The sequence below is a fragment of the Actinopolyspora alba genome, from assembly GCF_900112765.1.
Classification (GTDB): Bacteria; Actinomycetota; Actinomycetes; order Mycobacteriales; family Pseudonocardiaceae; genus Actinopolyspora; species Actinopolyspora alba.
Map to the genome: position 1 here is coordinate 68,492 of NZ_FOMZ01000003.1, position 18,689 is coordinate 87,180.

An 18,689-nucleotide genomic window follows, 5' to 3' on the forward strand; every position below is an offset into this window, starting at 1 on the left:
AGATGAGGAGAGCAGTGGCAGGTAAGGCCCGCGTGCACGAGCTCGCCAAGGAGCTCGGCGTTACAAGCAAGGACGTACTCAACAAACTCGCCGACCAGGGTGAGTATGTGAAGTCCGCGTCGTCGACGGTGGAAGCACCTGTGGCACGCAGGTTGCGCGACGCGTTCACCAAGGCGGACAAGTCCGCCGCGGCAGCAGCGGACAACGGTAGTACCGCTACGCAGTCGAAGTCGGAGAACAAGACGAACGGGCAGGACACCAAGGCCCAGTCCGAACAGAGCACGTCGCGCTCCGGTTCCGACAAGACGGACTCGCGAATTCCCAAGCCCGGTCCGCGGCCCAAGCCCGGCCCGAAGCCGGGGCCTCCGGAGGCGAAGCCCGCGGCCGAGGCGGACTCGGAGCGGTCCGGCGACGGTGCCGACTCGCAACGGTCGCGGCCGCCCGCTGCCGAGTTCCGGGACGAGACCGGTTCCCGGGAGGAGCAGGCCAAGGGCGCCGACTCGAGCGGTCAGGGGAACGGGGCGCAGCAGGCTCCGGCTGACAAGTCGAACAAGCAGGCCCAGGCCGGTTCCGGCCAGGACGGGTCGGCGAAGAGCGAACGTCAGGCTCCCAAGCCCGGACCGCGCAATGTCCCCAAGCCCGGTCCGCGTCCTTCGGACAAACAACAACAGCAGCAGGCCGGCGGTGAAAGCAGTGACGGCAGCGTAGTGCCGCCCAAGCCGCAGGCTCCCAAGCCGGGACCGCGCTCGCCGCGGGTCGGCAACAACCCGTTCGGCGTCGGCAGCGGTTCCCCGGGACAACGCGGCGGCTCCGGCGGAAAGCAGGGCGGCCAGGGCGGTTCCGGCGGCCAGCGTCAGTCCGGCCGAGGCGGTCAGGGACAGGGCGGCCAGCGTCCGGAGAAGCAGGGCGGCGGTCAGCGTCCCGACAAGCAGGGTGGCGGCCAGCGCCCGGAGAAGCAGGGCGGTCAGCAGCAGGGCTCGGGACAGGGCCAGCAGCAGACCCCCGCGGCCAAGAGCAACCAGCGCGGTGAAGATGCTGCCAAGCCGAATCCCGGCATGATGCCGCCGCGTCCGAATCCGGGCATGATGCCCTCGCGGGCACCCAAACCCGGTGGTGGCGCCGGAAGTGGTTCCGGTGGCGGCGGTCGTGGTGGCCCCGGTGGTGGCCGTGGTCGCGGCCGTGGTGGCAACGCTCCGGCCGGTGGTGGCCCCGGTGGCCCCGGTGGTGGCCGTGGTGGTCCGCCGAGCGGTGGCGGTCCCGGCGGCGGTCCCGGCGGTGGCCGTAGCGGCAGCGGCGGTGGCTTCCGGGGACGGCCCGGTGGCGGTCCGGGCGGCGGTCGTGGTGGCACGGCCGGCGCCTTCGGCAAGCCGGGCGGTCCGTCCCGTCGCGGGCGCAAGTCCAAGCGCCAGAAGCGCCAGGAGTACATGGACAACATGCAGGCGCCCTCGGTCGGCGGTGTGCGCCTGCCGCGTGGTAACGGCGAGCCGCTGCGGCTGCGCCGGGGCGCCTCGTTGACCGACTTCGCCGAGAAGATCAACGCCAACCCGGCTTCGCTGGTGCAGGCGATGTTCCATCTCGGCGAGATGGTCACCGCCACGCAGTCCGTCTCCGACGAGGTGCTCGAACTGCTCGGCCAGGAGATGAACTACAAGATCGAGATGGTCAGCCCCGAGGACGAGGATCGGGAGCTGCTCGAATCCTTCGATCTCAGTTTCGGTGACCCCGGCAGCAGCAGCGACGAGTTGGTGTCGCGTCCGCCGGTCGTGACCGTTATGGGACACGTCGATCACGGTAAGACGAGGTTGCTGGACACCATCCGCAAGTCGAACGTCCAGGAGGGCGAGGCAGGCGGAATCACCCAGCACATCGGTGCTTATCAGGTGCAGACCGAGCTGGCGGGCCAGGACCGTCCGGTCACCTTCATCGACACTCCCGGTCACGAGGCGTTCACCGCCATGCGTGCTCGGGGTGCGAAGTCCACCGACATCGCCGTGCTGGTTGTGGCGGCCGACGACGGCGTGATGCCGCAGACCGTCGAGGCGATCAACCACGCCCAGGCGGCGAGCGTGCCGATCGTGGTGGCTATCAACAAGATCGACGTTCCGGGTGCCGATCCGGACCGCATCAAGCAGCAGCTCACCGAGTACAGCCTGGTCGCCGAGGAGTACGGCGGCGAGACCATGTTCGTGGAGATCTCCGCCAAGCAGGGGCAGAACATCGAGGGACTGCTCGAGTCGATCCTGCTCACGGCGGACGCCACCCTCGACCTGCGGGCCAATCCGAACATGCAGGCCCAGGGTGTGGCGATCGAGGCGCATCTCGACCGCGGTCGTGGCCCGGTGGCGTCCGTGCTGGTGCAGCGCGGCACGCTGCGGATCGGGGACTCGATCGTGGCCGGTGGGGCGCACGGCCGGGTACGTCGGATGATCAACGAGCATGATCAGGACGTCACCGAGGCCAAGCCGTCGCAACCGGTCCAGGTCGTAGGATTCACCTCGGTTCCCGGTGCCGGTGACACCTTCCTCATGGTCAACGAGGACCGGGTGGCTAGGCAGATCGCGGATCGCCGTGCCGCCAGGATTCGCGAGGCGCAGAACGCCGCCAAGCGCAAGCGCGTGAGCCTCGAGGACCTGGACAAGGTCCTGCAGGAGACCAACCAGCTCAACCTGATCATCAAGGGTGACAACTCCGGTACCGTCGAGGCGCTGGAGGAGTCCCTGAACAAGATCGAGGTCGGTGACGAGGTCGAGCTGCGGGTGATTCACCGCGGCGTGGGTGGCATCAACGAGAGCGACATCAACCTCGCCACGGCGGAGAACACCATCGTTCTCGGGTTCAACGTCCGAGCGGAGGGCAAGGCGGCCGAGGTCGCCAACCGCGAGGGTGTGGAGATCCGGTACTACTCGGTCATCTACCGCGCCATCGAGGACATCGAGCAGGCCCTCAAGGGCATGCTCAAGCCCGAGTACGAAGAGGTGCAGCTCGGCAGGGCCGAGGTGCGCGAGGTGTTCAAGTCCTCCAAGGTCGGCACCATCGCCGGTTCCATGGTGCTCAACGGCATCGTGCGGCGTAACTCCAAGGCCCGGTTGTTGCGGGACAGCGTGGTCGTGGCGGAGAACCTCACGATCAGCTCGCTCAAACGGTTCAAGGATGACTCCACCGAGGTCCGCGAGGGCTTCGAGTGCGGTATGACCCTGGGGTCGTACTCGGACATCAAGGAGAGCGACATCATCGAGGCCTACGAGATGCAGGAGAAGCCGCGCATCTGAGACCTCGCCGGCGGGTGGGGACCGAGTTTTCGGTCCCCACCGTGCCGTGGGGCTCGTGCCGGTGTGGAAAGCCGATGTACGTAGGTGCGCTCGAACTGGATGTGCTGCTCGGTGACGTTCAGTCGTTGAAGCAGAAACGTGCGGTGGTCCGGCCGCTGGTCTCGGAACTGCGGCGGCGCTTCGACGTCGCGGTCGCCGAGGTGGGTGGCAACGATCTCTACCGCCGCGCGGTCATAGGGGTCTCAGCCGTCTCCGGAGAGGCGGGGCAGGTTCGTGAGGTTCTGGAAGCGTGCGAGCGCGCGGTCGCGGAACATCCCGAACTGGAACTGCTTTCGACTCGGCAGCGCATGCTCGGCCCGCAGGATTGAGTTTGTTCCCGCGAGCCGACATGTGCTCTGCTACCCGTCAGGGGTGACGGGTTCCCCCTCGGGGGCACGGTGAGTGTCCTCGCGAGTTGTCGGAGGAACATGACTATGGGGTCGTCCCGTGGGGATCGACCGACAGAGGAGGTGCGCCGTGGCTGATTCGGCGCGCGCCCGCAGACTGGCCAAACGTATCGCGCAGATCGTGGCTTCCGGGCTGGAGCACGAGGTCAAGGACCCGAGGCTGGCCATGGTGACCATCACCGACGCGCGGCTCACCGCCGATCTGCGGGACGCGACTGTTTACTACACGGTTTTCGGTGACGACACCGACGAGAGTGCCACCGCGGCGGCGTTGCACAGCGCCACCGGCGTGCTGCGTTCCCGTGTCGGGCAGCAGACCGGGGTCCGGTTCACACCGACGCTGACCTTCGTCGCGGATTCGATCCCCGGTGACGCGCGTAGGTTGGACGAAGTCCTCGCGCAGGCCAAGGAGGCCGATGCCGAGGTGGCACGACTGGCCTCTGCCGCCAGCCCGGCAGGTGACGTGGATCCTTACCGCTCGTCCGAAGCGGAGATCGTCGACGACGCGGGCGCGGTTGCCGCGACACGGGAGGACGAGCAGGACTCCGGTGGTAGACAGGACTGAACCGGAGATCTCGTACGGGGCGCTTCTCGTGGGCCCGGAGGATTTTTCGGGTGGAGCCTCCGTGCTTCTTGTCGAGAGCGTCGACTCACCGTTGCGGGAGCCCGGCGAGGAGTGCCCCGGAGGGGACGCTTCTCGACTCGGGCAACCCGTCTTCGCGGTTACGAGCGCGGAAAGCCGCCACGTTCACCAGGCTCCAATTGCTGGAAGCTCCGGTCTTCGGGCTGGAGAGGAAGGCGGTCTCGAGTGCTGTTGGGTGACCACGTACCCACGTTCTTACTCGTGATCGCTAGTTGTGTAAAATGATCGGTATGCGGACGGCGTACAAGTGCCGGGCCTACCCGGACTCCGAACAAGCGGCCCAACTGGGGCGCACGTTCGGCTGTGTGCGTCTCGTGTGGAACAAAACTCTCGATCAGCGGCACCGCGTCTACCACACCGAAGGCAAAAAGACCTCGTACACCGAAACCGACGCGGCCCTGTCCGAATGGAAACGCACCAGCGAGCTGGCGTTCCTGTCGGAAGTCTCCAGCGTTCCGCTGCAACAAACCCTGCGGCACCAGCACACCGCGTACCAGAACTTCTTCGCCGGACGCGCCAAATACCCGCGCTTCAAGTCCCGCACTGGGCGGCAGTCGGCGCACTACACCCGCTCCGCGTTCAAACTGCGCGACAGGTCTCTGACGCTGGCGAAGCAGACCACGCCGCTGAACTTCGTGTGGAGTTGGGACGCCGAAACCCTGCGTGACCTGAACCCCACGATGGTGGTGGTCTCCCGCGAACCGGACGGGCGTTGGTACGTGACCTTCGCCGTCGACACCGACGATCCCGAACCCTCCGCGTCGACCGGCGAGTCCATTGGCATCGATCTCGGGGTGAAAGACTTCGCCGTGCTGTCCACCGGGGAAACCATCGCCAACCCGCAGCATATGGACCGCAAGGCCCGCAACCTTGCCCGGTATCAGCGGATGATGGCCCGCAAACAGCGCGGCTCGAACAACCGTCGTAAGGCCAAGCGCAAGGTGGCGCGCGCGCACCGCAAGGTCCGCCACGCGCGGCAGGACTTTCTGCACCGCACCACCACGAACCTCGTGCGCCGTGCCGATGTCATCGCGATCGAAGACCTCAACGTCGCGGGCATGACCAGTTCGGCGCGGGGCACTGTCGAATCTACGGGCCGCAACGTGGGCGCCAAAGCCGGACTCAACCGGGCAGTGCTGGACGCCGCGTTGGGCGAGTTCCGCAGGCAGTTGGAGTACAAAACCACCCGCGCGGGCAAGACACTGGTTGTGGTGGACCGGTGGTACCCGTCCAGCAAAACGTGCTCCGCATGCGGGCACCTGCTGAGCAACCTGAAGCTTTCCGTTCGGGCATGGTCGTGCCCCGACTGCGGCACCCGGCACCACCGGGACCACAACGCCGCGAAGAACATCCGTGCCGCTGGTCAAGCGGTAGCCGGGCCATAACCCGGCGAAGCCTGTGGAGCCGGTATCAGTCCGCAAGGGTCCTCCCTTCGGCAATCGGCGACGAAGCAGGAACCATCGGGCGCGAGCCCGATGGGAATCCCCGCCCTTCAGGGCGGGGAGGGAGTCAACCGATTCGCACAGCGGGCCGAACAGAACTGTTCGGTTCGGTTCGCCGTGGTGTCCGGGAAGTAGTTAGCACAGTCCGGGGCCGTGCACCTGCCCCATCGGTCGCTGCCGTGTAGCACCACTCCTTGCGCGAGTCCCCACGCGGCGACCGCTGCCGTTTCCACCGCCTGGAGGTGTGGTGTCCGAGACCGCTGAACGGGTTCCGGTGCGACGGCTGCTCGCACTGGCTGTCCCGGCGCTGGGCGTGCTTGCCGCCGAACCGCTGTACGTGCTCGTCGACACGGCCGTGGTAGGTCATCTGGGCGCGGTTCCACTGGCGGGGCTGGCGTTGGGCGGAACACTGTTCACGGTCGTCTCCAGCCAGCTGACCTTTCTCTCCTACGGGACCACGGCTCGTGCCGCGCGACTGCACGGAGCGGGACGACGTGCCGATGCCGTCGCGGAGGGTGTGCAGGCGAGCTGGGTCGGCTTCGGCGTAGGTCTGGGCATCCTGCTGCTGGCGCAGCTGTTCGCCGGTCCGGTCGTGCGGTTGATGACCGGGGGCGGGGCCATCGCGGAGGCCGCTACCGGTTGGCTGCGCATCGCGTTGCTCGGAGCTCCGATGGTGCTGCTCAGTCTTGCCGGGCACGGGTGGATGCGTGGGGTGCAGGACACGGTTCGGCCGTTGCGTTACGTGTTGGCGGGTAACGGTGTCTCGCTCGTACTCTGCCCCGTACTGGTCTACCCGGTTGGCTGGGGACTGGAGGGGTCCGCGGTGGCCAACGTGGTCGGCCAGACCATCGCGGCGAGCCTGTTCGTCCGCGCGCTGCTGACGGAACGGGTCACCGCTCTCCGCCCGGACACCGCGATGATGCGCGCCCAGCTCTCATTGGGGCGGGATCTGATTCTGCGCACTCTGGCCTTCCAGGCGTGCTTCCTGTCCGCCACTTCGGTGGCGGCACGGACCGGTGCGGACACCGCGGCGGCCCACCAGGTCGTCTGGCAGCTCTGGAGCTTTCTGGCGCTGGTGCTCGACTCGTTGGCGATCGCCGCGCAGTCATTGGTGGGAGCGGCGCTGGGACGAGAGGCGGCTCGTGCGGCCAGGAGCATCGGCAGGCAGGTGAGCTGGTACGGATTCGGCTTCGGCGTACTGCTCGGCGTGTTGTTCGCCGTGTTGTTCCCGGTGCTGCCGTCCGCCTTCACCAGTGATTCCTCGGTACTGGCCGAGATGCCCTACGCCTGGTGGTTCTTCGTGGCCCTGCAGCCGGTCGCGGGTGTCGTCTTCGCGTTGGACGGGGTGCTGCTCGGCGCCGGCGACGCCGCCTACCTCCGAACGGCGACGATGCTCAGCGCAGCGATCGGCTATCTCCCGCTGATCTGGCTCGCGTTGGTCTTCGACTGGGGACTGGCGGGCATCTGGACCGGACTGAGTCTGTTCATGTTCGGCAGGCTGCTGACCCTGCTGGCGCGGGCGCGCTCGGGTCGGTGGGCCGTCGTGGGAGCGACGCGGGTTCCCGGCGAGTCGGCGGCCCAGCAACAGTAGGCGTGTCGACGACCGTTCCGGGAACGGCTCAGTTGCCGTTCCAGAACCAGTCCGTGCCGCGCACGTCCTTCATGGCCGAGCGGCGCTTCTCGGGTTCCAGTCGCTGCAGGTAGACGATCCCGTCCAGATGGTCCGTCTCGTGCTGCAGACAGCGCGCCATCAGGTCGTCCCCCGCGACGGTGACCGGTTCGTTGCGCAGGTTCACCCCACGAACCACCGCGTGGGATGCCCGGTGCGTCGGGTAACTCAGGCCGGGGACTGACAGGCAGCCCTCCTCGCCGTCCTGTTCCCCCGAGGTCTCCACGAGCTCCGGGTTGAGGACGTAGCCCTTCTCGCCGTCGACGTTGTAGCTGAACGCCCGCAGGCTCACCCCGATCTGCGGTGCGGCAACACCGGCGCGTCCCGGCTCGGTCACGGTGTCCAGCAAGTCCGTCACCAGCGAAGTTATTCTGTCGTCGAAGACAGTGACCGGCTCCGCCACCGTGCGCAGCACCGGGTCGCCGAACCGTCGGATCGGCTTGATCGTCAACGTCGCCCCCTCCAGCTCTTCCGCGCGCACCACGTTAGCGAGCCGCGTTCCAGGGGTGCTCCCGGGGGCGTGTGTCCGTTGACAGGGTGACCCGCTTCGGTCCGGTCGTCGATGTCAGGCAGGATGGGGCGTCGTGCCGCGTCAGACCCGTACCTCCTCGCAGCAGACAGTTCCAGCCGGTTTGTTGGTCGTGGACAAACCGGCGGGGATGACCTCGCATGACGTCGTATCCCGCGTTCGCCGCATCATGGGGACCCGCAAGGTCGGGCACGCCGGAACGCTCGATCCGATGGCCACCGGTGTGCTGGTGCTCGGTTTGGAGCGCGCCACCAAGCTGCTCGGCCACCTCGCGCTCGACACCAAGGCCTATCTGGCCACTGTCCGACTCGGTTCGGCGACCGATACCGACGACGCGGACGGGGAACAGATCTCCGCCGCCGATGCTTCCGGGATCACCGAGTCCGCCGTCGCGGCAGTGATGGCCGAGTTGACCGGTGACATCGAACAGGTTCCCAGCAAGGTCAGTGCGGTGAAGATCAACGGGCGCCGTGCCTACGAGCTCGCCCGCAGCGGTGAGGAGGTCGAGCTGAGCGCCAGACCGGTCACCGTGTCGCGGTTCGACCTGCTCGCCACCCACTCCGCCGGGGAGACGCTCGATCTCGACGTGATGGTGGAGTGCTCCTCCGGTACCTACGTTCGCGCGTTGGCACGTGACCTGGGGGAGCGGTTGGGAGTCGGGGGTCATCTGGCCAGGCTTCGTCGTACGCGGGTCGGTCCGTTCGGGCTGGCGACGGTCCGCGGTCTCGAGTACCTGGAACAACACCCCGAGCTGTCCATGGACCTCGATCAGGCTGTCGCCGCCGCTTTCCCGCGACACCAGGTCGACGCGGCCACCGCACGGGCGCTCTCGCACGGCAAATCGGTCACCGGGGCGGACCTCGACGGCACCTACGCGGCGTTCGATCCCGATGGTCACGCCATCGCACTGCTGCGGAACCAGGGGGCGACGGCCAAGCCGGTTTTGGTGCTGCGTCCGGCCGGTTGACCACCCGTGACGTGTCGCCGTCCCGGTTCCGGATCGTGCCGGGAGGGACTCGTCCTTGCCCGGTGGTCTCCTCTCGCTCCGTTGGACGCCGCTGCGGTGATGTCCCCGAGCGGGGCCACCACGAGGCTCTTCGTTGCGACACGCCCAGGTCCCGGCCGCGCGGCACGCATGGCTAGATAGGGTGGAAAGCCGTGCAGCGTTGGCGTGGCTTGGAGCAGCTTCCCAGTGGGTGGGGCCGGTGTGTGGTCACCATCGGAGTTTTCGACGGGATGCACCGGGGGCATCAGCAACTGATCGGGCAGGCCGTGCGGCGGGCGCGACAGCGCGCTCTGCCGTGCGTGCTGGTCACCTTCGACCCGCATCCGGCGGAGGTGGTCCGCCCGGGCAGTCATCCCGCGCAGCTGACCACACTGCAGCGCAGAGCCGAACTGGCGGAGCAGCAGGGGGTCGACGTTTTCTGCGTATTGCCGTTCACCGCGGAAATGTCGCGAATGCCCGCCGACGAATTCGTTCACGAGATCATCGTGGAGCGGCTGCACGCCGCCGTGGTCGTGGTGGGGGAGAACTTCACGTTCGGCCACAAGGCCGCGGGGGACATAAACCTGCTGCACGCGCTCGGGCAGCGGTTCGGTTTCGAGGCGGAGTCCGCCGAACTGCTGGGCGGCCACACCGACGGCGCGGAACAGCACGAACCGCCGGTCACGTTCTCCTCGACCTTCGTGCGTTCCTGCGTGGACGCGGGTGACGTGGCCGCCGCTGCCGCCGCGCTGGGGCGCTATCACCGGCTGGAGGGAATCGTCGTTCGCGGTACCGGCCGAGGGGGCAGGGAACTCGGATACCCGACGGCCAATCTGTCCACCCCCGAGTTCGCGGCGATACCGGCGGACGGGGTCTACGCCTGTTGGTTCACACATCGACAGCGTGGCGCGGCGGAACCGGAACAAACCCTGCCGGCAGCGGTCTCGGTCGGCAGCAATCCCACCTTCTCCGGCACCGAACGCACCGTGGAGGCGTTCGTACTGGACGTCGATCGCGATTTCTACGGCGAGTACGCCGAGCTGGATTTCGTGGACCGATTGCGCGGAATGGTCCGCTTCGATTCGGCCGACGAACTGGTCGCTCGGATGGCGCAGGACGTGGCCGAGACACGTGCCCTCCTCATGTCGCGGTGACCCGTTCCGCCGTGCGGCTGATTGCCCAGGCGTTATGAAAGATTTTTCGGATTCCGGACCCGTGCGTGTCGCCGGCCTGGCAGTATTCGGAACTCGAGAGGGTTCATCGATCCGAACGGCAGCCGGGGGGAGCCAACGTGCAGGAACGCGAGGTCGTCCAGCGGAATCTGGCGTTGCAACGCCAGTGGTACGGCGAACCGCTGGGCGATCGGGTACGGCGACTGGTGGTCGCCTACCGCACTTCACAGGCTCAGCTGGCGGAAGTACTGGGGATCAGCGCACCGATGCTCAGCCAGGTGATGAGCGGCAGGCGTGCCAAGATCGGTAACCCCTCCGTGCTGGCCAGGCTCGTCATGCTGGAACGCAAGGTGTTCACCTCGGGCGTGGCAGCCGGGGAGTCCGAAGCGGTGCAACAGGCGCTCGAGGACGTCAGGGACTCCCGACCCGCGCTCGGAAGGGACAGCATGCCCGTTCGGCAGGTGGGCAACAGCGAGGAAGTGGTGCGACCCGCGCTGCGGCAGGTCGCCCAGCCGCACGAGTTGGAATGGGCTGCCGACCTGCTGGACAGTTATCATCCCGCCCTGGCCGGACTGCTGCGAAGAGCCGCTTCCGGCGAGACCAGGGCCGAGGGCAGCAGATCGGCGTGAGCGGTGACCACGGGTGGGACGCTGCTCCGGGGGGGGGGGCGGTCCGAGTTTCGGCGTGGGCGCGCCGTGACGGCGAACGTACGACTCGTCCCGGTACGGACGACGTCCCCGTCGGCGGTTTTCGGGAGGATTCCTGATGCGTTTGTTCACCGCGCTCTGGCCCTCCGAAGCCGCCGTCGCCGACCTCGCCGCCGCGTTGGGTGGCGACCGGCGTGGCAAGTGGGCGGGCGGAGCGGAGCGGCCGCGCGGTTTCCGTCCGATTCCGTCCCGACGGTGGCATGTGACCCTGTGCTTTCACGGTGACTACGCCGATCCCGACACCGTCGCCGCCCGATTGCGCGCCGGAGTGGCCGAACTCCACGAGACCGAACCGGGCTTCGCCCTGCCACCGCTGTGCCTGGCGGGGGCCGGCACGTTTCGCGGTGCGCTCTGGGTGGGGGTCGCGCCGGAGAACGACGTCGGCAGCGGCGGGGTTTCACCGGTGCTGCGCAGGGTGGCCCTGCTGGCAGGAGCGGACGTTCGGCGTTTCCGCCCACACGTTACGGTCGCTCGTTGGTCGGGCGGTAGGGTGGAGCCCGATCGGCTCACCGATCGGTTGAGCAGCTATGTGGGACCGGCCTGGTCGGCGGAATCGCTCGACGTGGTTGCCAGTGAGCGGCACTCGGGGACGCTGGCCTATCGGACGGTGTACCGGGTTCCGCTGAACCCTCGGTGACACGCCTCGCAGCGGGTATGCCGCTTTTCACCGGTCCCCCTGTTATGCTCGGTGGCAGCCTCCGGCTGCGGTCCGTGGCGGCCGGAGATCAGCCAGACGGGTGATTGCCAGCTTGAGTTTTTGGCCTCAACCGAACGGTGACGATACGTAATCCGATGTCGTGCCCAGCACGGTGTCGGCGGCACGGGACACGAAAAACAAGGAGACTCACTCGTGGCGCTGTCCACTACCGATAAGCGGCAGATCCTTTCCGAGTACGGCCTGCACGAATCCGACACCGGATCGGCCGAGGCGCAGGTCGCCCTGCTGACCCACCGGATCTCGGGGCTGACCGAACACCTCAAGGAACACAAGCACGACCACCACTCGCGTCGTGGCTTGCTGCTGATGGTCGGCCGTCGCCGTCGGATGCTCAACTATCTGACGCGGGTCGACGTCACGCGTTACCGTTCGCTGATTCAGCGACTGGGACTGCGCCGCTGACAGTTCGCTCGGGGGAGTGGCCGCGCTGCCACTCCCCTTGGTGTATGGAGTGGAACCCCACGAGCGACGTCCGGATCACAACCGGTAAGCGAAACAGGGTTGCCAACACAGAGTCCACACCGCTGCCAAGCAGGTGCCTTCGCCGGTCCTCGGTAGTGGCCACAGGGGGTGTCGGAGCGAACATCCCCTGGGCTTCGATCGATGACCGGCCCCGTCGGACCATGCTGCGTGCGGTCGTTGTGGTCTCTGCGTTCGGAGGAGCCCGCGATTTCTAGGAGCATGAGTTGACAGACTCGCAGTCATACGACGACGGGGTGTACGAAAGCACCGCCGTCCTGGACAACGGCGAATTCGGCCAACGCACCGTCCGCTTCGAGACCGGCAGGTTGGCCAAGCTGGCGGCGGGCAGCGTCACCGCCTACCTGGACGACGGCACCATGCTGTTGTCCGCCACCACCGCCTCCAAACAACCCAAGGAGACCCTCGACTTCTTCCCGTTGACGGTCGACGTCGAGGAGCGGATGTACGCGGCGGGACGCATCCCGGGATCGTTCTTCCGCAGGGAGGGAAGGCCCTCCACCGACGCGGTCCTGACCTGCAGGCTGATCGACCGCCCACTTCGCCCGACCTTCGTCGAGGGCCTGCGCAACGAGGTGCAGGTCGTGGTCACGGTGATGAGCCTGAACCCCGAGGACTCCTACGACGTGCTGGCGATCAACGGCGCCTCGGCCTCCACCCAGCTGTCCGGACTGCCCTTCTCCGGCCCGGTCGGCGGCACCAGGATGTCGTTGATCGACGGCCAGTGGGTCGCCTTCCCGACGCACGAGCAGCTCAAGCGGTCCGTGTTCAACATGGTCGTGGCCGGGCGCATCGTCGGTGACGACGTGGCGATCATGATGGTCGAGGCCGAGGCCACCGAGGGGACCGACGAGCTGCTCGCCGAAGGCGCCCAGGCACCCACCGAGGAAGTGGTCGCGGGTGGTCTGGAGGCGGCGAAACCCTTCATCCGGGTGCTCTGCGAGGCGCAGCAGCGGCTGGCCGAGGCCACGGGCGATGCCACCGAGGAGTACCCCGTTTACCGGGACTACGCCGAGGACGCCTACACCGCCGTCGAGCAGGCCGTTTCCGGTGAGTTGGCCGAGGCGCTGGCCATCGGCGGCAAGCAGGAGCGGGAGCAGCGGCTCGACGAGCTGAAGGAAATCACGCTGCAGCGGGTCGGTGTCGAGGAGGGCGAGGCCTTCGCCGGCAGGGAGAAGGAGCTCGGTGCCGCGCTGAAGGCGCTGACCAAGAAGCTGGTCCGCCAGCGCATCCTCCGGGACAAGGTCCGCATCGACGGCCGTGGCCTGACCGACATCCGCGGTCTCTCGGCCGAGGTGGGCGTGGTTCCCCGGGCACACGGTTCCGCGCTGTTCGAACGCGGCGAGACGCAGATTCTCGGGGTGTCGACGCTGAACATGCTCCGGCTGGAGCAGACCATCGACAGTCTCGGTCCGGACACCAGCAAGCGTTACATGCACCACTACAACTTCCCGCCCTACTCCACCGGCGAGACCGGTCGAGTGGGTACGCCGAAGCGGCGTGAGATCGGGCACGGTGCGCTCGCCGAACGCGCACTGCTCCCGGTGCTGCCGGGCAGGGACGAGTTCCCCTACGCGCTGCGTCAGGTTTCCGAGGCGCTGGGCTCCAACGGTTCCACCTCCATGGGATCGGTCTGTGCCTCGACGCTGTCGCTGCTGAACGCGGGTGTTCCGCTCAAGGCCCCGGTCGCGGGCATCGCCATGGGGCTGGTCTCCGACGAGGTGGACGGGCAGACCCACTACGTGGCGCTGACCGACATCCTCGGTGCCGAGGACGCCTACGGTGACATGGACTTCAAGGTCGCGGGCACCAAGGACTTCATCACGGCCCTGCAGCTGGACACCAAGCTCGACGGCATCCCCTCCGAGGTTCTCGGGCAGGCGCTGGGACAGGCCAGGGACGCCCGGTTGGCCATTCTCGGCGTCATGGCCGAGGCGATCGGCTCGCCGGACGAGATGAGCCCGCACGCACCTCGGGTGACCTCGATCAATGTTCCGGTGGACAAGATCGGTGAGGTCATCGGCCCGAAGGGCAAGATGATCAATACGATCACCGAGGAGACCGGTGCCGAGATCACCATCGAGGACGACGGCACGATCTACGTCGGCGCTTCGGACGGTCCCTCCGCGGAGGCGGCCATCGATCGGATCAACTCGATCGCGAACCCGCAGCTGCCCAAGATCGGTGAGCGCTTCCTCGGAACGGTGGTGAAGACCGCCGCGTTCGGTGCCTTCGTCTCCCTGATGCCGGGCAAGGACGGTCTCGTCCACATCTCGAAGCTCGGCAACGGCAAGCGCATCGGCAAGGTCGAGGACGTGGTCAACGTCGGCGACAAGCTCCGGGTGGAGATCGCCGACATCGACAGCAGGGGCAAGATCAGCCTGGTTCCCGTCGACGAGGAGTCCGAGTCGGTCAACGTCGACGAGGCCTCGGTGCAGCAGTCGCCCGAGGCGGAGTGACCATCCCTCGGAACCGGCGTTCCCGGCAGGGTACGCCGACCGGCCGAACTTCGGCCGGAAGCTCCGACTCGACGGTGGACCGATCGACGTGACCCGGCCCGCCCGGAACTCTCCGGGCGGGCCGCACTCGTCGGTGACCGCCGAACGTCCCGTCCGGTCGTCGCTGCTCGTGGGGTCCCGCGGCCGGCGCGAGCAGCGTTCACGTGCCGCGTGCGACACCTCTCGTGGTGAGGGGCCGGTGCGCGAGCGGGGGCTGGGCGAGCAATATCGTGCCGGGCAGGGGATCGTCGGGCAGGAGATCGTCGGGCAGGGGATCGTGCAGCTTTCGAAAGGAGTCGAGCCGGTGGAGCCGATCAGGGTCGGAGTACTCGGTGCGCGCGGGAGAATGGGTTCCGAGGCCGTTCGAGCCGTCGGGGAGGCAGCCGACACCGAACTGGTCGCCGAGATCAATCGGGAGGATTCGCTGCGTGGGTTGTCCGAGGCCGGGGTCCAGGTGGCAGTGGATCTGACCCATCCGGATTCGGTCATGGACAACCTGGCGTTCTGCGTGGAGCACGGTATCCACGCGGTGGTCGGCACGAGCGGTGTCGGCACCGAAGAGCTGAGCAGAATTCAGAGTTGGCTGGGTGAACAGCCGGAGATCGGCGTGCTCGTGGTCCCGAACTTCGCCATCGGCGCGGTGCTGGCCATGAAGTTCTCCGAGATCGCGGCGAGGTACTTCGATTCGGCCGAGATCGTCGAATCGCACCACCCCCGCAAGGCCGACGCCCCATCCGGAACCGCGGCCCGTACCGCACGGATGATCTCCCAGGCCAGGACGTCGGCGGGGCTGGGGCCGATGCCCGATGCGACCACCAGGGACCCGGAGGGTGCCCGTGGTGCGGAGATCGACGACGTTCACGTGCACGCGGTGCGCATGACCGGTCTGGTCGCGCATCAGGAAGTGGTGTTCGGCACCGAGGGAGAGACGCTGACGGTGCGGCACGACTCCTACGACCGGCGTTCGTTCATGCCCGGCCTGTTGCTCGCGGTGCGCGAGATCGAGCGGCGCAAGGGAGTCACCGTGGGGCTGGATCCCCTGTTGGGGCTGTGATGTCCGAGAGCGCGAAACGCCGTTCGTGGTCGCCGGGTGCGCGCGGAGCCGCGCTGCTGCTCGCGCTCGTGCTCGCGGTGTACCTGGTGCTGCTGGGGCAGCGGGCTGTGACGATGCTGCTCAGCGGTGTTCCGGCGTTCGCGGTGCTCGGCGTGGCCGTGTTCGTCCTTCCGGTGCTCGGTGCGGTTCTGGTGCTCGACCAGATCCGGTTCGGGATGCGTACGCAGCATCTCGCGGAGCGGATGAGTGACGAGGGAACGCTGCCGGACGTGTCGCAGCTGCCGCTTCGTCCCTCGGGCCGGGTGCGGCGCGATGCCGCCGACGAGTGGTTCGAGACCAAGCGCGCGGAACTGGAGCGGACCCCGAACGACTGGCGGGCGTGGTACGCCCTGGCGCAGGCCTATGATCTGGCGGGTGACCGGAACCGCGGCCGTCGCTCGATGCGCAGGGCCATCGAGCTGGAGCGGCGGGATTCCGAGTGAACCGCTGTGCGGTCGCATCACTCGAAACGCAGCTCCAGAGATCCGGTGACGCGGAGTTCACGCAGTGGCCTGCCCCCGGCGTCCAGGGTTCGGACCGTTCCGTCCGGTTCCCAACCGACACCGCGGTAGAAGGCCATGGAAGCTTCGTCTGCCTCCGGTATCCAGGCGATGCCTCTGATGTTGCCCGCTTCTCGCAGCCGTTGGGCCAGCGTGCCGAGCAACCTGCCACCGTGCCCCCTGCGTCCCCAACGCGGCTCCACGAGCAGAGTGCTCACGAGCCCGGTGTGGTTCGCGTCCTCCGGTACGGAGCCGTCCGCCGCGGCCGTCTCCCCCGCTGGAGCCGTACCGCCCACGCAGAAGCCGACCGTCCAGCTTCCCTCCGTGGCCAGCAGCACCGTCGTCGCGCTCTCCGCTACGGCCTCCGACCACTGCCGCTCGGTGGTGTCCTGGGCGAGCTCCTCCAGCACACCGGGCGGCAGTAGCTCCGAGTAGGCACTGCGCCAGGTATCGAGCTGAATCCGGGCGATCTCTGCCGCGTCCGCGACTGTGGCGGTCCGTACCTCGGCGTCGGCCATGACGAAAACCTAACGTGTCCATCCCGACGGGGTCGGTGGTGGTGGCCGAAACCGGATCGTCGTACGGATACACGGTGTGTCGGTGTCCGCTGGCATGATTGCCCGGTATGCGCACGATCGGTATCGCGGCGGCTCGACGGATCGCGCTGGCCGCCCAGGGATTCTCCGACCCTCCGGTGACCGGCACCTCGGACCGAGGGCGGCTGCGTCGTGTGCTGCGACGCACGAACCTGCTGCAGCTCGACTCGGTCAACGTGGCGGTACGTGCCCACTACATGCCCCTGTTCAGCAGGATCGGCGGTTATGACAGGTCGTCGCTCGACGACGCCGCCTGGAATCCCGGCTCCCGCCGTCTGCTGGTGGAGTACTGGGCACACGAGGCCTCGTTGATCCCGTTGACCGATTGGCCGTTACTGCGATGGCGGATGCGGGAACACGCCGACACCTCACGGCGCCGCTACCGTCAACTGTTGGAGCGCGCGCCCGGACTGACCGACGAGGTGCGTACCGCTGTGAAGGAGAGCGGCCCGGTCAGTGCGGCGGAGTTGGAACGCGAGATCGGCGGGTCCAAGACGGGAACCGGCACCTGGTGGAACCGTTCGGACACCAAACACGCCTGCGAACTCCTGTTCGCCGCCGGGGAGCTGACCACGGCCACCAGGCGCGGTTTCCAACGCCACTACGATCTCGTCGAGCGCGTGCTGCCCCCGGAGATCCTGGCCCAGGATCCACCCGTGGACGAGGCCGTGCGGACCCTGGTCTCCCGTGCCGCCCGCGCGTTCGGCATCGCCACCGAACCGGATCTGCGGGATTACTACCGGCTGTCTTCGGAGCGCTCCCGCGCGGCGGTGAACGAACTCGTCGAGCAGGGCGAGCTTCGTCCCGTCGCCGTCGAGGGCTGGTCGGATCGGGCCTACGTGCATCGCGGTGCTCGTACGCCCCGTTCGGTCGCAGCTCGGGCACTGCTCTGCCCGTTCGACCCGCTGATCTGGTTCCGCCCCAGAGCCGAGCGACTGTTCGGCTTCCGGTACCGCATCGAGATCTACGTGCCCCGGGAGCAGCGGGAGTACGGGTACTACGTGTTCCCGTTCCTGCTGGACGATCGGATCGTGGCGCGCGTGGATCTCAAGGCCGATCGTCAGGAGGGCGTGTTGCGCGTTCCGGGGGTGTTCGCCGAGCCGGACGTCGAGCACGACCGGGTTGCCTCCGAGCTGGGCGCCGCACTGCGCGAAATGGCCGACTGGCTCGGGCTGGGCGACGTGGTCGTCGGAGAGCGCGGTGAGCTCGCCACCAGGTTGCGCCTCGTGGCGTGATCCTCCCGGGAGGATCGCACGAAACGAGCACGACGGAGCTCGGTCGAGGAAGCCTCGCTGGCCGTCCCGCATCCGGGGTTGGTGACATGGTGCGGGGTGGCCGAGGCCGATCGTCGATCGCCGAGTGCGCGTGGTGGTTGTCGTGGTTGTTTCCCGAAGTAGCCACTGAGCGCCTTCTGCCCTCACCGCTCCGGGCTCGCGTGCGGGTGGAGCAGCGCCTGGACACCGACACCATCGCTCTCGTGGGTGAGGGCGAATCCCAGCCGTCGTAGAACGCGGAGCGCGCTGACGTTGCCGGCGGTGGTGCTCGCACGAATCTCGCGGAAATTCTGTCCGGATGCCTGCCGCAGCAGCGCTGCCATCGCCGCTGTCCCGAGACCTTGTCCTCGAGCGCTCCGCGTCAACCAGACGCCCACCTCGGCCACGTCTTCGTCGATGCGTCTGAGGCGCACCGAGCCGATGAGACCCAGGTCTGTGACCACCCCCCAGGTTGCCTCGCCCGCGAGGCCGCTCAGTCCCGTACGGCGTTCACGATGGAAACACCGCAACCAACGGACCCTGGTAGCTGTCCAGCCCGCGCCGACGGTCAGTGGTGGGGTCACGTCGTCGGCGGCGGCATCTGTGATCGCTGCCCGTACCAGCTGTTCGAGTACCGATTCATCGACGTCGAGGAGTACGACCGAGGAACGCTCCCACTCGCTCATTGC

Annotated in this window: 17 protein-coding genes and 1 pseudogene; 14 read left to right on the top strand and 4 right to left on the bottom strand. The window is 67.7% G+C overall.

Annotation, left to right across the window (positions count from 1 at the left end; all coding sequences use genetic code 11):
• Window positions 1-14 precede the first annotated feature (14 nt).
• From infB to BM150_RS04930, 4 genes and pseudogenes are all read left to right on the top strand, one after another.
• Window positions 15-3,269 carry a translation initiation factor IF-2 gene (gene infB / locus BM150_RS04915; RefSeq protein ID WP_092924555.1) on the top strand — a complete coding sequence of 1,085 codons (3,255 nt, stop codon included), beginning with the start codon at window positions 15-17 and terminating at the stop codon, window positions 3,267-3,269.
• A gap of 74 nt (window positions 3,270-3,343) precedes the next feature.
• Window positions 3,344-3,637, top strand: coding sequence for a DUF503 domain-containing protein (locus BM150_RS04920; RefSeq protein WP_092924556.1), 294 nt, complete (start codon window positions 3,344-3,346; stop codon window positions 3,635-3,637).
• 148 nt (window positions 3,638-3,785) lie between these two features.
• On the top strand, window positions 3,786-4,280 hold the full coding sequence (gene rbfA, locus BM150_RS04925; protein WP_092924557.1) for a 30S ribosome-binding factor RbfA: 495 nt from the start codon (window positions 3,786-3,788) through the stop codon (window positions 4,278-4,280).
• Between the two features lie 308 nt (window positions 4,281-4,588).
• A pseudogene (locus tag BM150_RS04930) lies at window positions 4,589-5,935 on the top strand (RNA-guided endonuclease InsQ/TnpB family protein).
• Here the strand turns inward: BM150_RS04930 and BM150_RS25010 are convergent.
• Window positions 5,851-6,093 carry a CGNR zinc finger domain-containing protein gene (locus BM150_RS25010; RefSeq protein WP_092924993.1) on the bottom strand — a complete coding sequence of 81 codons (243 nt, stop codon included), beginning with the start codon at window positions 6,091-6,093 and terminating at the stop codon, window positions 5,851-5,853. The pseudogene BM150_RS04930 and the gene BM150_RS25010 sit on opposite strands and share 85 nt — an antisense overlap.
• Here BM150_RS25010 and BM150_RS04940 point away from each other — a divergent pair.
• On the top strand, window positions 6,048-7,391 hold the full coding sequence (locus BM150_RS04940; RefSeq protein ID WP_092924995.1) for an MATE family efflux transporter: 1,344 nt from the start codon (window positions 6,048-6,050) through the stop codon (window positions 7,389-7,391). The two genes, BM150_RS25010 and BM150_RS04940, sit on opposite strands and share 46 nt — an antisense overlap.
• A gap of 28 nt (window positions 7,392-7,419) precedes the next feature.
• On the opposite strand, the gene def is transcribed toward BM150_RS04940, so the two are convergent.
• The gene (gene def / locus BM150_RS04945) at window positions 7,420-7,920 is read right to left on the bottom strand and encodes a peptide deformylase (RefSeq protein ID WP_092924997.1); all 501 of its coding nucleotides are present in this window, start codon (window positions 7,918-7,920) and stop codon (window positions 7,420-7,422) included.
• A gap of 133 nt (window positions 7,921-8,053) precedes the next feature.
• Between def and truB the strand changes: the two genes are divergently transcribed.
• From truB to BM150_RS04985, 8 genes are all read left to right on the top strand, one after another.
• Entirely contained in the window at window positions 8,054-8,965 is a 912-nt protein-coding gene (gene truB / locus BM150_RS04950) for a tRNA pseudouridine(55) synthase TruB (RefSeq protein WP_092924559.1), read from the top strand.
• Window positions 8,966-9,156: 191 nt separating this feature from the next.
• The gene (locus BM150_RS04955) at window positions 9,157-10,137 is read left to right on the top strand and encodes a bifunctional riboflavin kinase/FAD synthetase (protein ID WP_092924560.1); all 981 of its coding nucleotides are present in this window, start codon (window positions 9,157-9,159) and stop codon (window positions 10,135-10,137) included.
• A gap of 137 nt (window positions 10,138-10,274) precedes the next feature.
• Window positions 10,275-10,784, top strand: coding sequence for a helix-turn-helix domain-containing protein (locus BM150_RS04960; RefSeq protein WP_092924999.1), 510 nt, complete (start codon window positions 10,275-10,277; stop codon window positions 10,782-10,784).
• 136 nt (window positions 10,785-10,920) lie between these two features.
• The gene (locus BM150_RS04965; RefSeq protein WP_092924561.1) at window positions 10,921-11,499 is read left to right on the top strand and encodes a 2'-5' RNA ligase family protein; all 579 of its coding nucleotides are present in this window, start codon (window positions 10,921-10,923) and stop codon (window positions 11,497-11,499) included.
• A 213-nt stretch (window positions 11,500-11,712) separates the two neighbouring features.
• Window positions 11,713-11,982: a 30S ribosomal protein S15 gene (gene rpsO / locus BM150_RS04970; protein WP_092924562.1), complete on the top strand. Its 270-nt coding sequence runs from the start codon at window positions 11,713-11,715 to the stop codon at window positions 11,980-11,982.
• A gap of 284 nt (window positions 11,983-12,266) precedes the next feature.
• The gene (locus BM150_RS04975; protein WP_092924563.1) at window positions 12,267-14,519 is read left to right on the top strand and encodes a polyribonucleotide nucleotidyltransferase; all 2,253 of its coding nucleotides are present in this window, start codon (window positions 12,267-12,269) and stop codon (window positions 14,517-14,519) included.
• 385 nt (window positions 14,520-14,904) lie between these two features.
• Window positions 14,905-15,612 carry a 4-hydroxy-tetrahydrodipicolinate reductase gene (gene dapB, locus BM150_RS04980; RefSeq protein WP_092925001.1) on the top strand — a complete coding sequence of 236 codons (708 nt, stop codon included), beginning with the start codon at window positions 14,905-14,907 and terminating at the stop codon, window positions 15,610-15,612.
• Window positions 15,612-16,094, top strand: a complete 483-nt coding sequence (locus tag BM150_RS04985) for a tetratricopeptide repeat protein (protein WP_092924564.1) — start codon at window positions 15,612-15,614, stop codon at window positions 16,092-16,094. Before dapB ends, BM150_RS04985 begins: the two co-directional genes overlap by 1 nt.
• A 17-nt stretch (window positions 16,095-16,111) precedes the next feature.
• Here BM150_RS04985 and BM150_RS04990 read toward each other — a convergent pair whose 3' ends face one another.
• Entirely contained in the window at window positions 16,112-16,669 is a 558-nt protein-coding gene (locus BM150_RS04990; protein ID WP_092924565.1) for a GNAT family N-acetyltransferase, read from the bottom strand.
• Between the two features lie 107 nt (window positions 16,670-16,776).
• On the opposite strand from BM150_RS04990, the gene BM150_RS04995 reads away from it, so the two are divergent.
• Window positions 16,777-17,982: a winged helix-turn-helix domain-containing protein gene (locus BM150_RS04995; protein ID WP_092924566.1), complete on the top strand. Its 1,206-nt coding sequence runs from the start codon at window positions 16,777-16,779 to the stop codon at window positions 17,980-17,982.
• A 182-nt stretch (window positions 17,983-18,164) separates the two neighbouring features.
• Here the strand turns inward: BM150_RS04995 and BM150_RS05000 are convergent, their stop codons facing one another.
• Window positions 18,165-18,686, bottom strand: a complete 522-nt coding sequence (locus BM150_RS05000) for a GNAT family N-acetyltransferase (protein ID WP_092924567.1) — start codon at window positions 18,684-18,686, stop codon at window positions 18,165-18,167.
• Between the last annotated feature and the right edge of the window lie 3 nt (window positions 18,687-18,689).